19 protein-coding genes are annotated in these 14,572 nt (G+C 41.5%); 9 read left to right on the top strand and 10 right to left on the bottom strand.

Annotation, left to right across the window (positions count from 1 at the left end; all coding sequences use genetic code 11):
* Positions 1-88: 88 nt before the first annotated feature.
* Positions 89-721, top strand: a complete 633-nt coding sequence (locus AAZR19_RS07445; RefSeq protein WP_025093809.1) for a GTP pyrophosphokinase — start codon at positions 89-91, stop codon at positions 719-721.
* A 44-nt stretch (positions 722-765) separates the two neighbouring features.
* Here AAZR19_RS07445 and AAZR19_RS07450 read toward each other — a convergent pair whose 3' ends face one another.
* Positions 766-906, bottom strand: a complete 141-nt coding sequence (locus tag AAZR19_RS07450; protein ID WP_164512173.1) for a hypothetical protein — start codon at positions 904-906, stop codon at positions 766-768.
* Between the two features lie 19 nt (positions 907-925).
* Positions 926-2,011 (bottom strand): Rap family tetratricopeptide repeat protein, encoded by a 1,086-nt coding sequence (locus AAZR19_RS07455; RefSeq protein WP_041108330.1) that lies wholly within the window; start codon positions 2,009-2,011, stop codon positions 926-928.
* Positions 2,012-2,529: 518 nt separating this feature from the next.
* Here AAZR19_RS07455 and AAZR19_RS07460 point away from each other — a divergent pair.
* The 3 genes from AAZR19_RS07460 to AAZR19_RS07470 all read left to right on the top strand — a co-directional run bounded on the left by AAZR19_RS07460 (position 2,530) and on the right by AAZR19_RS07470 (position 4,734).
* A complete protein-coding gene (locus AAZR19_RS07460) occupies positions 2,530-3,294 on the top strand; it encodes a transporter substrate-binding domain-containing protein (protein WP_024423857.1) in 765 nt (254 codons plus the stop codon).
* A gap of 70 nt (positions 3,295-3,364) precedes the next feature.
* Positions 3,365-4,009, top strand: a complete 645-nt coding sequence (locus AAZR19_RS07465; RefSeq protein WP_024423856.1) for an amino acid ABC transporter permease — start codon at positions 3,365-3,367, stop codon at positions 4,007-4,009.
* Complete coding sequence (locus AAZR19_RS07470) at positions 4,006-4,734, top strand: amino acid ABC transporter ATP-binding protein (RefSeq protein ID WP_024423855.1); 729 nt, start codon at positions 4,006-4,008, stop codon at positions 4,732-4,734. Before AAZR19_RS07465 ends, AAZR19_RS07470 begins: the two co-directional genes overlap by 4 nt.
* Positions 4,735-4,821: 87 nt before the next feature.
* Here the strand turns inward: AAZR19_RS07470 and AAZR19_RS07475 are convergent, their stop codons facing one another.
* Positions 4,822-5,205, bottom strand: coding sequence for a VOC family protein (locus tag AAZR19_RS07475; RefSeq protein WP_024423854.1), 384 nt, complete (start codon positions 5,203-5,205; stop codon positions 4,822-4,824).
* A gap of 118 nt (positions 5,206-5,323) precedes the next feature.
* Between AAZR19_RS07475 and AAZR19_RS07480 the strand changes: the two genes are divergently transcribed.
* Positions 5,324-6,505, top strand: coding sequence for a class I SAM-dependent rRNA methyltransferase (locus tag AAZR19_RS07480; RefSeq protein ID WP_041108326.1), 1,182 nt, complete (start codon positions 5,324-5,326; stop codon positions 6,503-6,505).
* A gap of 34 nt (positions 6,506-6,539) precedes the next feature.
* Here AAZR19_RS07480 and AAZR19_RS07485 read toward each other — a convergent pair whose 3' ends face one another.
* Positions 6,540-7,220 carry a CidB/LrgB family autolysis modulator gene (locus AAZR19_RS07485; RefSeq protein ID WP_041108324.1) on the bottom strand — a complete coding sequence of 227 codons (681 nt, stop codon included), beginning with the start codon at positions 7,218-7,220 and terminating at the stop codon, positions 6,540-6,542.
* On the bottom strand, positions 7,214-7,597 hold the full coding sequence (locus tag AAZR19_RS07490) for a CidA/LrgA family holin-like protein (RefSeq protein WP_024423851.1): 384 nt from the start codon (positions 7,595-7,597) through the stop codon (positions 7,214-7,216). The genes AAZR19_RS07485 and AAZR19_RS07490 overlap by 7 nt, the downstream gene beginning before the upstream one ends.
* Before the next feature lie 165 nt (positions 7,598-7,762).
* Here AAZR19_RS07490 and cidR point away from each other — a divergent pair, with 165 nt between their 5' ends.
* From cidR to AAZR19_RS07510, 4 genes are all read left to right on the top strand, one after another.
* On the top strand, positions 7,763-8,650 hold the full coding sequence (cidR, locus tag AAZR19_RS07495; protein ID WP_039182411.1) for a cidABC operon transcriptional activator CidR: 888 nt from the start codon (positions 7,763-7,765) through the stop codon (positions 8,648-8,650).
* Between the two features lie 17 nt (positions 8,651-8,667).
* Positions 8,668-9,492: a hydroxyethylthiazole kinase gene (gene thiM / locus AAZR19_RS07500; RefSeq protein WP_041108321.1), complete on the top strand. Its 825-nt coding sequence runs from the start codon at positions 8,668-8,670 to the stop codon at positions 9,490-9,492.
* Positions 9,479-10,147, top strand: a complete 669-nt coding sequence (gene thiE, locus AAZR19_RS07505) for a thiamine phosphate synthase (protein WP_434702757.1) — start codon at positions 9,479-9,481, stop codon at positions 10,145-10,147. The genes thiM and thiE overlap by 14 nt, the downstream gene beginning before the upstream one ends.
* Before the next feature lie 133 nt (positions 10,148-10,280).
* A complete protein-coding gene (locus AAZR19_RS07510) occupies positions 10,281-10,655 on the top strand; it encodes a nuclear transport factor 2 family protein (RefSeq protein ID WP_041108317.1) in 375 nt (124 codons plus the stop codon).
* Positions 10,656-10,682: 27 nt separating this feature from the next.
* Here AAZR19_RS07510 and AAZR19_RS07515 read toward each other — a convergent pair whose 3' ends face one another.
* The 5 genes from AAZR19_RS07515 to AAZR19_RS07535 all read right to left on the bottom strand — a co-directional run bounded on the left by AAZR19_RS07515 (position 10,683) and on the right by AAZR19_RS07535 (position 14,436).
* Positions 10,683-12,224 carry a solute symporter family protein gene (locus AAZR19_RS07515; RefSeq protein WP_434702759.1) on the bottom strand — a complete coding sequence of 514 codons (1,542 nt, stop codon included), beginning with the start codon at positions 12,222-12,224 and terminating at the stop codon, positions 10,683-10,685.
* The gene (locus AAZR19_RS07520) at positions 12,221-12,535 is read right to left on the bottom strand and encodes a DUF485 domain-containing protein (RefSeq protein ID WP_024423845.1); all 315 of its coding nucleotides are present in this window, start codon (positions 12,533-12,535) and stop codon (positions 12,221-12,223) included. The genes AAZR19_RS07515 and AAZR19_RS07520 overlap by 4 nt, the downstream gene beginning before the upstream one ends.
* Positions 12,536-12,642: 107 nt before the next feature.
* The gene (locus AAZR19_RS07525) at positions 12,643-13,311 is read right to left on the bottom strand and encodes a glycosyltransferase family protein (RefSeq protein WP_041108313.1); all 669 of its coding nucleotides are present in this window, start codon (positions 13,309-13,311) and stop codon (positions 12,643-12,645) included.
* On the bottom strand, positions 13,304-13,993 hold the full coding sequence (locus AAZR19_RS07530) for a class I SAM-dependent methyltransferase (RefSeq protein ID WP_041108311.1): 690 nt from the start codon (positions 13,991-13,993) through the stop codon (positions 13,304-13,306). Before AAZR19_RS07530 ends, AAZR19_RS07525 begins: the two co-directional genes overlap by 8 nt.
* Before the next feature lie 302 nt (positions 13,994-14,295).
* On the bottom strand, positions 14,296-14,436 hold the full coding sequence (locus tag AAZR19_RS07535; protein WP_008345506.1) for an anti-repressor SinI family protein: 141 nt from the start codon (positions 14,434-14,436) through the stop codon (positions 14,296-14,298).
* Positions 14,437-14,572: the final 136 nt, after the last annotated feature.

Consider the following 14,572-nt stretch of genomic DNA (forward strand, 5'->3'; position numbering starts at 1 on the left):
TTTTTTAAAACCATTCGAGTCCTCTCTCCGTCTAGTAAACGGAAAGCGGTGCAGCTGCCGTTTCCCAAAAGGAGATGACAAAAAGAAAATGAATATGTCAGCAACTCATGTAGAAGATTTGAAAAATGTCATGGAAGACTGGAAAAATGAACTATTAGTATATAAATTTGCATTAGATGAAATGGATACAAAGTTTTCAATTATCAGCCAGGAGTATAATTTAATCCATGGACACAACCCAATAGAGCATACAAAATCACGAATTAAATCCTTTGAAAGCATAGTGAATAAACTAGCAAGAAAAGGATGCGACATCACGACACAATGTGCCAAGGAGCATATCCATGATATTGCAGGTGTCCGCATCATCTGTTCTTTTATTCAAGATATCTATAACATTATGGATGTATTGAGGCAAAGAGAGGATTTAAAGATCCTTGAAGTGAAGGACTACATTCAACATCCAAAACCAAATGGCTACAGAAGCCTTCATTTAATTGTTGAGATACCTGTCTACTTAACAAATCGTGTGGAGCATGTGAAGGTTGAGATTCAGGTGCGGACCATTGCGATGGATTTTTGGGCGAGTCTAGAGCATAAAATCTATTATAAACTGCAAAACGATGTTCCTCATCAGCTGACTGATGAACTGAAGGAAGCCGCAGATATTGCACATTACTTAGATGAAAAAATGCAGAATATTAAACGAGAAATTGATTAGCACATCAAAAAGCAGCTGTTTTGATCACAGCTGCTTTTTTCATATTAAGGGTTGGTTCCACGGTCTCTCTTTTGAATAATATCTTGAGATTGTGCAGATTGACTGTCTTTTTGAATGAAAGTACCAACAGAAACACCTGTTATCAAGAGGGTTAAAATCGCACTTGTGATGAGCCATTTCTTCATCATACATCACTCCATTTTCTTAACAAGTTTTCAAGGACAACGCCTTGTTTCTAAAATAAGAGGATTCTTCATGAAGCCCAAGATCCGTTAAGTAAGCTGCTGCATCCTGACAAATAGCTTCAAGGTCAACAAGGAAATTCATTGATTCTAATTGATCGCAATAATCCTTGATTTGCTCAATCATGTTGTCTGGCTGAATCATAAGTGTTTCTAAAATGGATAATTTAAGTGAAATGTTTCGTTGTTTTAAATTTTCTGCTTTTTGAAGTGAAAGCTGTACATAATAGTGGAACAAACCTGGCTTTTTCAGCTTAAATAGTGCTTTTGTGTAGGCGTACATGGCAAGTAAATAGCCGCCTGGAGAAGAAGTTTCGAATGATTCTATCATTAAAGCCTTTTCTAGGAGTGGCACAGCTTCACTGTATTCATTTCTTAGACTTTTAATAAAGGCTGCATTGCAATAGGCATGTCCAAGTAAATCTGGATCATCCATCTGTTCTAGTGAATGAATGACTTCTTCGAACAGCGATTCTGACTCATCATATTTCGACTGATCCGCATAATTCAAAGCAAGCATCATTTGACAGCTGATTGATTTTTTCACATAACATGGATCTGCGTCGTAAATAGATGAAGCCATCTTTAAGTGGTGAATGGAGAGAAGCGTGGATCTAATATTATAGTAAAGACACCCTGTTTTATAATGAAATTCGGCTTTTTCAATGTCATCGTGCACGAGATCTAATTTATCCTCGGCCAATTTTAAATGGTGAAATGCCGTATCCTGATTGCCTCTGCGCATTTCATACATCCCTTTAAAGAAATAGAAATAATAGCTGAGCATATCATCCGTACGGATGGCATTTTCATCAACAAAAAGACTATGATCTAACGAAGCTGTATCTTCTATTAGATCTTTAAAACGGTACTCTAGCAGTTGATAGTAAAGTAAGACGTCTTGATTTTCTTCCATTCGATCAAACGCTTGAAGAATGTCTTCTTTTAACTGGATAGCACCTTGTATCTCTCTTTTTTTCATCATGACATACCAATCATTGAGCATATTCGCTACATCAACGGACGACAAAACACCTGCTTCTGCCAATTCATATCCTCCTTTCTTCATCTATCAGTAACCGTTCTTCTGAATCAACTTCCCATATTCCAGTATCTTCTTATATTTTAAGCTCTCTCGTGCAGTTTGTAAAACATGTTTTTTGATGTAAATTCAACCAGTAGTGAAAGAAATAGGGAGCCACTGCTCTTTTTGTATACGCTTACATATTTTAGGTAAAAAGAGGGTTTTGAAAAAAATATATTACAATATCAATAAAGAGAGGAAGGAAGTTGTTGAGTTTGCTTTCGTATGCAAGGGAGAAACTTCATTTATCAAGGCACTGACTCGTTTTTTGTGAGATTATCTCACATCATAATTGTGAATCACTCTTCTTTTAGAATAAAATGAGTTATTCGCAAAAAAGTAAAATTTAAAGAGACTATTGATCTAGAATTGTATGGATCTTTGGTATTGATAAAAAATATCACACACTATAGATTTAGCGTGGTATAGTATTATTGTTATTGCGAATATTTAGACAAAACTGACAATGGGGGTCGTGTTTTATGAAGAAATCGATGTTATTGATCATGGGACTAATTGTTGTGCTTGTCATGGCAGCCTGTGGATCAAAATCGGACAGTGGTTCGGGAGAAGGCAAAGGCACATATAAAATTGGGATAGATACAACTTATCCGCCATTTGAATTTGAAAAAGGCGGTAAATATGAAGGGATAGACGTTGATTTAATTAATGCAATCGCGAAAGACCAAGGTTTCAAAGTGAAGCTTGAAGCTATGGACTTCTCAGGCATCATTCCAGCGATGCAGGCAGGACAGCTTGATGTTGGAATGGGCGGAATGAGTATTACAGATGAGCGTAAGAAGAAAGTAGATTTCTCAGATCCTTACTTCGACGCTGGACTGACAGTTGTTGTGAAAAAGGACAGCAGCATCAAATCTATTAATGATTTAAAGGGGAAAAAGCTAGCTGTTAAAAACGGGACGACTGGTGCAAAATTCGCATCTGATAACGCTGATAAATATGGGTATGAAGTCGTTCAATTTAATGACAGCCCATCTATGTTCCAGGAAGTATCAAACGGAAATGCAGATGCCTTAATTGAGGATTATCCTGTCATTACGTATGCGATCGCACAACAAGATTTAAAATTGAAAACAGTTGGAGACCGCTTGAATGGAGACCAGTATGGTATCTCTGTCATGAAGGGGAAAAACCAAGACCTATTGAAGAAGATCAATAAAGGTCTTGAGAACCTAAAGAAAAACGGTGAATATGACAAAATTATTGATAAATATTTGAAGTCATAACACAAGCGAGGCGCGCTCCGAGCGCGCTTTCTTTATGTGTCAGCCGTATGTGAATTAGGGAGGGAGAAACATGGATACTATTATTAATGCATTTCCGTATTTAATGGATGGTTTGCAAACCACTTTATATATCTTTGTTGTTGCCATCATTTTAGGGTTTATCATAGGGTTAATTGTGGCATTATTCCGTCTGTCACCATTTAAAATCTTAAATTTCATCGCACTCGTTTTTGTGAATGCCATTCGAGGTACACCATTTATCGTACAGCTATTCTTCATTTATTTTGGTTTGAATACACTTGAATTCATTTCGCTTGATCGAGTGCCTGCAGGAATTATTACAGTAGCGATTAATGCAGGGGCTTATTTCTCAGAAATTATTCGTGCAGGGATTCAGTCTATTGATAAAGGACAAACAGAAGCTGCGCGCTCTTTAGGCTTTACAGGGGGGCAAAACATGCGCTTTATCGTCCTTCCGCAGGCATTCCGCCGCATGCTCCCAGCGATTACAAACCAGGCCATCATCAGCTTGAAGGATACATCTCTCTTATCTATTATCGGGATTGCCGATATTATGCAACGAGGACAAGTTCAAGCATCGGCTACATTTGATCCATTGAATGTCTGGCTCATTGTCGGTGTCATTTATTTCGTGATCATTTATTTACTTTCTCTACTGGCTAGCTACGCAGAAAGGAGATTTGATATCAAATGAGTATGATTACGGTGAAAAACTTAAAGAAATCCTTTGGCGATCACGAAGTGTTAAAGGATATTAATGCAGTCATCGAGGAAAAGGAAGTAGTGTGTGTCATTGGTCCTTCTGGATCAGGGAAAAGCACGTTTCTAAGATGCCTCAATAAATTAGAAGATATCACGGCTGGAGAAGTCGTTGTCCACGGACACACGATTACAGACCCAAAAGTGAATATCAATAAAGTACGACAAGAAGTAGGCATGGTGTTTCAGCATTTTAATTTATTCCCTCATAAAACAGTTTTAGAAAATATCACGATTGCACCGATCAAGGTAAAAGGCATCGAGAAGAAGGCAGCAGTCGAAAAAGCGTTAGACTTGCTTGAAAAAGTCGGCTTAAAAGACAAAGCTCAAAGCTTTCCTAATCAATTATCTGGTGGACAAAAACAGCGTGTCGCCATTGCAAGAGCCTTGGCAATGGACCCGAAAGTACTATTATTCGATGAGCCGACATCGGCTCTTGATCCTGAGGTTGTGGGGGATGTATTAGCTGTAATGAAACAATTAGCTGTCGAAGGCATGACGATGATTGTGGTCACACATGAAATGGGCTTTGCAAGAGAAGTAGGAGATCGTGTCATCTTTATGGATGGCGGATATATTGTCGAGGAAGACAAACCGGAAGCTCTCTTTGGGAACCCGCAGCATGAGCGTACAAAATCATTTCTTAGTAAAGTGTTATAAAAAAGAGTAAGGGCATGTATATGCTCTTACTCTTTTCTTTATGAATAAGTGGAAGATAGATTTAGCGGCCCCATTTCCTAGGAAATATTAGCGCTGGAAGAATTCGATCCATTCTTGGTCTGGTCCTCTGAAAAAGAAGTAGCAATATCCATTTGGTAATGTCGTGATTTCTTCATCAATTAATTCAATTTGCAGTTTTTGAATACGATTGAATTCAGCATGAATATTGTCTGTTGTGAAAGCGAGATGATGGACCTTCCCTTCAGATGGCAGGTCACTGCTGTAGCCTTGGATGAGCTCAATTTCCGTTTCGGTTTCATCTTTAAAACCGAGAAAGGCAAGCTCAATCACTCCATTTGTATGAGTGATGCGGTCCTTTAATTTCATGCCCACCACTTTTTCATAAAAATCAATCGATTGATCAATATTCGAAACCATAATACCTGTATGATCTAAGCGTAATGTCGTCAAACGAAGTGCCTCCTCTATGTCATGTTGATATTTTTCTCCTCATCTTATCATAATAGAAGTAACGTATACATTCATATGGTAGGATAGAGAGAGTCAATTTAGGATAAGGATGACACAAATGAAAAAAATCTCATTAAAACAAACATTTGCGGAGCAAGTGAAAAAAGGATATCCGCTCATTTCCAAAGATGCAGTATCGCATGTGAACGGTGTACGGGAAGGCGAGCTCATTGAATGGGTAGATGAGCGAGGCGCTTTTTTAGGAAAAGGGTATTATGGTGTACAAAATAAAGGAATCGGCTGGGTCCTAACCTTTGATGCGAACGAAAAAATAGATCAAACTTTCTTTGTCTCTAGGCTTGAGCAGGCGGCGAAAAGCAGAACGCATTTATTTCGTGATGCACAGACGACTGCTTTCCGCGTCTTCAACGGAGAGGGTGATGGAATTGGCGGCGTCACGATTGATCATTATGACGGATTCTACCTCATCCAATGGTATAGCGAAGGAGTCTATACATTAAAGGAAGATGTATTGGCTGCACTTGAGCAGGTATATCCAGACTATAAAGGCATTTATGAAAAGAAACGATTTGATACGTCTGGACAGTATATAGAAGATGATGATTTTGTGAAGGGAGAGAAAGGTGAATTTCCTCTCATCGTGAAAGAAAACGGGATGAACGTGGCGGTTTACTTAAATGATGGCGCGATGACGGGTATCTTCCTTGATCAGCGTCATGTGAGAAAATCGATCCGAGACCGTTATGCAAAAGGAAAGACTGTGCTCAATACGTTTTCTTACACAGGCGCTTTCTCAGTGGCAGCTGCGCTTGGTGGAGCGAGCCGTACGACAAGTGTGGATGTTGCAAACCGCAGCTTGAAAAAAACATCTGAGCAGTTTGAAGTCAATGGTATTGATGTGGACGGGCAGGATATCAAAGTCATGGATGTCTTTAAATATTTTCCGTTTGCAGCGAAAAAAGGCTGGACCTATGATCTCGTCATCTTAGACCCGCCTTCCTTTGCACGAACGAAAAAGCACACATTCAGTGCGGCGAAGGATTATAAGAAGCTATTAAAAGAAGCCATCCAAATTACAGCTGAGAACGGCGTCATTGTGGCATCAACGAATAGCAGTGCATTTGGCATGAAGAAATTTAAAGGGTTTATTGCACAGGCTTTTAAAGAATCAGGGCAAACCTATCGGATACTTGAAGAATATACACTTCCTGAGGATTTCCGTACAACGAAGAATTATCCCGAAGGAAACTATTTAAAGGTTGTCTTCATACAAGCATAAGAAAAAGCCATTTCCGATAAGGAATGGCTTTTTTCTATAAGGCAAACGACATAAGGATAGGCGCTGCACATAATGTAATAATGGCTGAAATAATCATCGATACACTTGAGATCGTCCCTGAGACGGAGTTCATTTCAAAGGCCTTCGATGTTCCTGCACCGTGTGCACCTGTTCCAAGCAGGACGCCCATGGCAATGTCATTATCGATGCGGAAATAACGGATCACCATTGGACCGATAATCGATCCAAACAGTGCGGTTAAAATGACAAATACGGCCGTAACGGACGGCATGCCGCCGATCATTTCTGACACACTCATCGCTACAGGTGTTGTGACCGATCTTGGGACAAGGCTCTCAATAAGGCCTGTGTCCAGATGAAACAACTTGGCGATGAATGCCGTTGATAAGATCGCAATGACAGAGCCGCAAGCCACATTCAAAATAATTTCCACTGCATGCTTCTTCAGGATATGAAAATACTTATATAAAGGAATGGCAAAAGCAACAGTCGCAGGCTGCAGCATATTCGTGAGCCATTTCCCGCCTTGATTATAAGCATCGTAAGGAATGTTGACGATTAACAGCAAGACGACAAGGACAAGCGGAGTGACAAGTAACGGTGAGACATAAACCTTCGGATGCCGTTTGTACACCGCTTTTGATCCGAGATATAAAAGAACTGTTAAAATCAGAAATAGTCCGCCAACTAACATAGCTTTTTCCGCTCCTTTCGTTTCGCAATCATTTGCGTCATGATACCAGTTGAGAGCATGACCACAAACGTACTAATTAAGACGACAAGGACAATACTTGTGCCAGATTGAGAAAGCAGTTTTCCATAATCAATGACACCAACTGCTGATGGAATAAAGAAAAGCAGCAGTTCTCCGAGCAGCCATACGGCGCCAAGTTCTATCCATTTTAATTGAATGATCTTAAAATGAAGTAATAAGAAAATGACAAGAATGCCTAAGATCGTGCCCGGAATTCTTAAATGCAAAAAGGCCGCCAGCACATTCATGAATTTCGCAAAAATAAACAAGGCCATAATCTGAAGGGCAGCAATCAGCGGCGTTTTGAGCAATTTCACTTTCTGTTCACTCCTTTTTCTATATAAATTGTTCAGTGTTTCACAAAAACATGACAACGTTCCAAGTGATGAGCTTACTTTAAAGTGTACAGCACGTTCAGTTATAGGTAAAATACATATATCGAATAGTAATTATTCCTTTTGTCTATAGGGAGGATGAAGCATATGGACATCAGACATTTAACATATTTCTTAGAAGTGGCAAGGTTAAAGAGCTTCACGAAAGCATCGCAGTCCCTTTACGTATCGCAGCCGACCATTTCCAAGATGGTCAAAAACCTGGAGGATGAGCTGGGGGTCCAGTTGTTTTACCGCAATGGCCGGCAGGTTGAAATGACAGATGCTGGCCAAACCATGTATACACAGGCGAGTGAAATTACACAGTCATTTCAGAATTTAACGAGCGAATTAAATGATTTAATGAATGTGAAAAAAGGGCATATTCGAATCGGACTGCCGCCGATGATTGGGTCAAGTTTCTTCCCGAATGTCATGGGGGAATTCCGCCAGCAATATCCAGATGTCACATTTCAATTGGTTGAGCACGGCTCTATTAAAGTAGAAGAAGGAGTTGAGGATGGGTCGCTTGATATTGGTGTCATTGTACTGCCTGCAAATGATAAAATTTTTCATACGTACACCATTATTAAAGAGAACATGAAGCTCGTAACGCACCCATCCCATCCGATGGCTGGTCGTGAGGAGGTACATTTAGCTGATTTAAGGGAAGAGTCTTTTATTTTCTTTAGAGAAGATTTTGTTCTGCACAGCCGGATTTTGAATGAATGTATGAATGCGGGATTTCGGCCAAATGTCATTTATGAAACGTCTCAGTGGGATTTCATTAGTGAAATGGTAGCTGAAAACTTAGGGATTGGACTTCTGCCAGAACGAATCTGCCGTGATCTTGATCCTGAAAAGGTAAAGGTCATTTCCCTAAACCCATCGATCCCGTGGCATTTAGGTGTCATTTGGCGTAAAGACCGCTATTTGTCGTTTGCGGCAAGAGAATGGTTAAAGCATACGAAATCCTACGTGTGGGATGCAGAGTAAAAGGGAGGACGATACGGATGAAAACAAGCTGCGCGTCTCATTTATTGGAGAAGGTTCGAGAAAAAAATCCACTCGTTCATAATATCACCAATCAAGTCGTGACGAATTTTACAGCGAATGGACTGCTTGCTTTAGGTGCTTCGCCAGTCATGGCAAACGCCAAAGAAGAAGTGGCTGAAATGGCGCAATTAGCGGATGCACTTGTGCTTAATATTGGCACACTGACCAGAGAGACGGTGGAAGCTATGATACTCGCTGGACAAGCCGCCAATGAAAAAGGTGTACCTGTTTTGTTAGATCCTGTCGGCGTCGGTGCGACAACGTTTCGAGCGAATGCCGCTAAACAGCTGTTAAAGAAAGTGAAAATGACCGTTGTCAGAGGAAATGCTGCTGAAGTGGCTCATTTACTTGGAGTGGATGGCTGGGAGTCAAAAGGCGTTGATGCGAAAGCGGCGAATGGAGATGTATCGGCATTAGCCAAACAAGCGTCTATTGCACTTCAGACAATAGTGGTAATTACAGGAAAAGTCGATGTGGTGTCAGATGGAGATGAGGTGCTGTCCATTCATAATGGACATGAATGGCTCACCAAGGTGACGGGAACCGGTTGTTTGCTGACGTCAGTCATCGGGGCATTTTGTGCAGCAGGTGAACAGCCGCTTCATGCGTCGGCCGCTGCATTGCTGTTTTATGGTGTCGCCGCTGAAAGGGCAGCTCTGCACGCAAAGGATAAAGGACCGGGAACTTTTCAAATGGAATTGTTAAACGAACTATCACACACAACCGGAGATGAAGTGCTGACGTTAGGGAAAATAGGGGGAGTTTCACATGACAAAGGCTGAGCAACAGCAAATCAAACAGCAATTATCGGTTTATTTTATTATGGGCACAGCGAATACAACGAGGCAGCCGCTTGATGTTGTGAAAGAGGCCATTCAAGGCGGAATCACCATGTTTCAATTTCGTGAAAAGGGTGAAAAGGCTTTGCAGGGTGATGAGAAGAAACAATTGGCTCGTCAAATTCAAGCGCTTTGCCAAGAAGCAAATGTTCCTTTTATTGTGAATGATGATGTACAGCTAGCGATTGATCTTGATGCAGATGGCGTTCATGTTGGACAGGAAGACACAAATGCAAAAGACGTTAGAGAAAGGATCGGGAATAAAATATTAGGCGTGTCGACGCATAACCTAGATGAAGTAAAACAAGCCATGAAGGACGGAGCAGATTATGTCGGGATGGGCCCAGTCTATCCAACGGAAACGAAAAAGGATACACGCAGTGTCCAGGGTGTGTCTTTGATCACTGAAGTCCGCCGTCATGGCTTTCAGATTCCGATTGTAGGTATCGGAGGGATCACATACGATAACGCTGCACCAGTGATACAAGCTGGGGCAGACGGTATAAGCATCATTAGTGCTATTAGCCAGAGCGCCGATCCAAAAAAAGCAGCAGAAGAGCTGAAATCACTTGTTGGAGCAGAAAAAGCATCTCTTTAATCTGAAGGAGACATGGATTGAATCAATTCATGTCTTTTCTTATGCCGGGGAAAATAGACAGGATAGAAACAATTGTGTACAATTATATAGTTCGATTATTTTCGAAATGACAGGTAAATAAAGGAGAATCAACATGGAAGTGCTCAATACGTATTTTCGCCGATACGATGAAGCAGGAAAAGGGCAGGAGAAACTGGATGAATTGCTGGCATTGTTTTCTGAAGATGTCATGATTGTCTTAAATGGCGCCCAAAAGCCTGGTATCCAAGCATTCACACAGTTTTTGAACACATTTTTCCACGTACATGATGACATTAAGCATATGTGGGATGGGTGGATAAAAAGAGAAGATGGAAAGTATGAAACAAACTGGGCCGTTTGCGGAAAACTTTCGGATGGCCGTGTCTATACAGCAGAAGGAATTGATATCGCCGAGCTGGACGACCACGGGAAGATCGTTTATTTAGAAAACGTTCCGAAAAACCCAGAGTTATTCCAGCGCTATTAAAAAGCCGGCTGTGCAGCCGGCTTTTCCTTATGAATCAGTATCCATATGCATGCCTGTATGTGCCTTTACTTGAATTTCCGTAAAGGTGTCTTCATCTGCTTTTTCAGAAGAGAATATCGTGCCTAAGTATGCGGCAAGGAATCCGAGTGGAATTGAGATAATCCCAGGGTTCGACAGCGGGATGAGCGGCTCTCCTGTGAAGATGGCTGCTCCTGATGGGTCCCAGACGCTTGGGCTGAGCGCGACGATAATCAGTGCGCTCAGAAGGCCTGTTAAGCTTCCTGCGATGGCACCCGTAGAGTTAAATCGTTTCCAAAAAACAGTGAAGATAATCAAAGGTAAGTTCGCACTTGCCGCCACTGCGAAGGCAAGAGACACAAGAAAAGCGACGTTTAAGGACTGGGCAAATAATGCAAGAATGATAGAGAGGATCGCCACGCCGATTGAAGCAAAGCGCGCCGCCTTCACTTGCTCCCGCTCACTCGCTTTTCCTTTGCGGATAATCTGACTATAAAAGTCATGGGCAAAAGCAGATGCGGCGGATAAAACAAGCCCAGTCACCACTGCCAATATGGTTGCAAAGGCGATAGCGGAAACAAAGGCAAATAATAAATCTCCTCCAAGGGCTTGTGCCAGAAGAGGTGCGGCCATATTCCCTGCTGCATCTGCTGCCGTGATCGCTTCTGTTCCAACAAAGGCGGCAGCGCCAAAGCCAAGGAAAACCGTCATTAAATAAAAAATCCCGATGATCCAAGTAGCAGAAAGAACCGATTTTCGCGCAGAAATCGCATCCTTTACCGTATAAAAACGGATCAAAATATGTGGCAAACCTGCTGTCCCAAGCACTAAGGCGAGGTTAAGAGACAGGGTTTCTAAAGGCACATCATATTTATTTCCCGGGTGAAGAAACGATTCGCCGAGCGGGGTCGCTGTTTTCATCTGTTCAAACATCTTCAGCAGACTAAAATCAAATTTTGCAAACACAAGCAGAGAAATAATTAACGTCCCAAGCATGAGAAGCACAGCCTTTGTGATCTGTACCCAGCTGGTCGCAATCATGCCGCCAAACACGACATAAATGGTCATTAGGACACCTACGATCAGCACCGCAATCCAGTAATCAATGCCAAGAAGTAGCTTGATTAATGCACCTGCCCCAACAAGCTGTGCAATCATATAAAAAGTGGAAACTGTAATGGTATTAAAGGCGGCAACCCCTCGAATAGCAGGGCGCTTAAACCGTGCAGCGATCATATCGGCCATCGTATATTTTCCCAGATTTCGTAGCGGTTCAGCCACAACGTAAAGAACGACAAGATACGCTACTAGAAAACCAATGCTATAGAAAAAGCCGTCAAATCCGTTTAACGCGATCATTCCAGCAATCCCTAAAAATGATGCAGCAGACATATAGTCTCCAGCAATGGCAAGGCCGTTTTGAAACCCAGTCAGACCTCCGCCTGCTGTGTAAAAATCACTCGCATTGCTTGTTTTTTTCGCAGCAAAATATGTGATGACCAATGTGAGCCCTACGATCGCTACGAACAAAATAAAAGCGGCCATGCTCATTCGTCATCACCTCTTGATTCAGTTTTTAAAGCGCTTACATAATTGTCGAACTTAGCTGCTTTTTTTGCATAAAGTCCACATAAAACCCAGGTCATGACAAATTGTGTGAGGGCGAATAACCAAGCCCATGAGATCGCGCCAATTGCCGGCGTGTTCAAAAAGGTGAAGTAGGATGTAGCAACCGGAAGTGAAAAGTAAAAGAGAAAAAAGAAAATCGTCATCGGTACGATAAATCTGCGTTTTTCCTCAAGAAGTTTTCGAAAATCCTCTGAAGCGGCAACCTTCTTATAATGAACTTTTTTGTCTGCCATTGTTTCCTCCTTTGTACGAATTAGGGACAAGGTACTCCAATGCATATGAGACGATCTGGCTGTTTATGACAGTATATCATAAAAAAGGCACCCGAAAAGGGTGCTTTCTATCGATAATTTGCAAGAAATGTTTCTCTCGCTTTTTCATATGCTTCTGCGTCAAAATGATCTCCGCATTTATGAATACACCAAGGCTCTTCTTGTCTTGCAATCCCAACTTTATAGCCCTTCTGAGTGAATTCAAAGGACTGCGAGACATCATAAAAATGAAAGCCGTCAAAGAGGTCCTCACGCCACCTCACATCGTATTGTGTTGCCATGAATAGACCATCAATGGCCGCAGCTTTGATATAATCTTGCGCTTCGGGCTGCTGACGGTCTCTTTCAAACGAAAGCAGCTGATAGGTGTCGTGACGATATTCAATGACTTTTCCCCTGCAATCAGAACTCTCCCACCAAATTCCATTGTCAGGCACGTTTTCTGCTCCAATCACGCCAACCATGCCAAGTGATGGATTTTGTAAAAAAAGCGGGATGAGTTCAAGCAGCATATGCTGTTTGACAATCAAGGTATCCTGATGAAGATAAATTTTAAACTGAGCTGGATGAGTGATGGCTTCATTGTATGCAGAGGTCATACTTGATGCCTGTCTGATTGGTAAGACCTCCACATGGTATCCATGAGGAGCCGGAAGTGAAGCGAGCTGCCGGAAGCAAGCTTGAAACATCGATTCATCATTCACACATAAAACAAACAGAATCGTCGGATTACTCATGAAATGGAACCGCCTCGACCACATATTGATAGGCTGTAGCAGACTCGTGAAAATCAGAACGAATGCCGTGTTTCATGAGTAATTCATGTAAATCATTCAACACGCTTGCATAGGAAGGATGCTGTACGCGAATGGCCTCGAATTCGCGAATGTGAAAACCCGCTGAATGAAAGAGTGCATGTATTTCGTGAAGGGTGAAGAAACGTAAATGTGTTTGATCCATTAACCCTGCATCTGTATAAGTAAATCTGCCGGCTAGTAATTCTAAAACCGTGGAAATGTGGCCGATATTTGGAATAGATGACAGGATGGCACCCTCTTTTTTAAGGAAGGGTTTCACCTTTTTTAAAACGGCCCAAGGGTCCAATAAATGCTCGAGGACGTCTCCGAAAATCATGCAGTCAAATTGTTCATGTTGATAAGGGAGAGCCATCTGTTCAATATTTCCGCAGAGAACATGATCCAGCTCTTGCTTAGCCTCTTTTACTGCATCTTCAAATGACTCAATGCCATAAATGGTCCGGCCCTTTTGTTTCAGGACTTTTCCAAGCTTGCCTGTGCCGCATCCGATATCCAACAAAGACGTCCATTCCGCGCGGATACGGCTGACGATGACCGGGTTTACCCCATGATAATACTGATCCTTTTTTTGGTGATAATACGAAAGGGAATCTGAACTCACGCTCTACCCACCTTTCTGCTTTCTCGTTGTTTTCATGCTTAATATATGGGTGAGCAGCTTGGTTTTATAACGAGAGAAGGACAATTTTCATGAATGACGGCTAAAAAAGGGATCATATAAAGAACAGGAAATGGACTGTCCTCCTAATATAGAAAGACAGAACCCCATTGAGTGAAGGGATTGGTATGGAGAGGTGTTCAATTATTGTAGCGTATCGTCATGAAAGGATTTTCAAAAGGTCAATTGACAGGTCAGAACTTATAGCCAAAGCAGTCTGAAAGACAAAGGATAACGGCGTTGATTTACGGTTTGTTTATCATCTTCTGATCACCGTTGGATGTTAAAAAAGCTTGTATTTCTTCGATGCCTAGTCCAATTTTTTTCGCTTCCTGAATCAAATAAACCCACTCTTCGTCAACTCTTCTTTTCACTTGCGTATCCATAATATCCTCCAGTTCAATAAGACATATTCACTGCAACCAATGACTTGAACAAACCGTCTAGTAACTGTACGTGTGGTTGAAAACAGCGCAAAATAAATTTTGTCGAAAAATGATGACATTTAACCTATTTTGTAAA

It is taken from the genome of Bacillus sp. Je.9.29.b, from assembly GCF_051129925.1.
Lineage (GTDB): Bacteria > Bacillota > Bacilli > Bacillales > Bacillaceae > Bacillus > Bacillus safensis.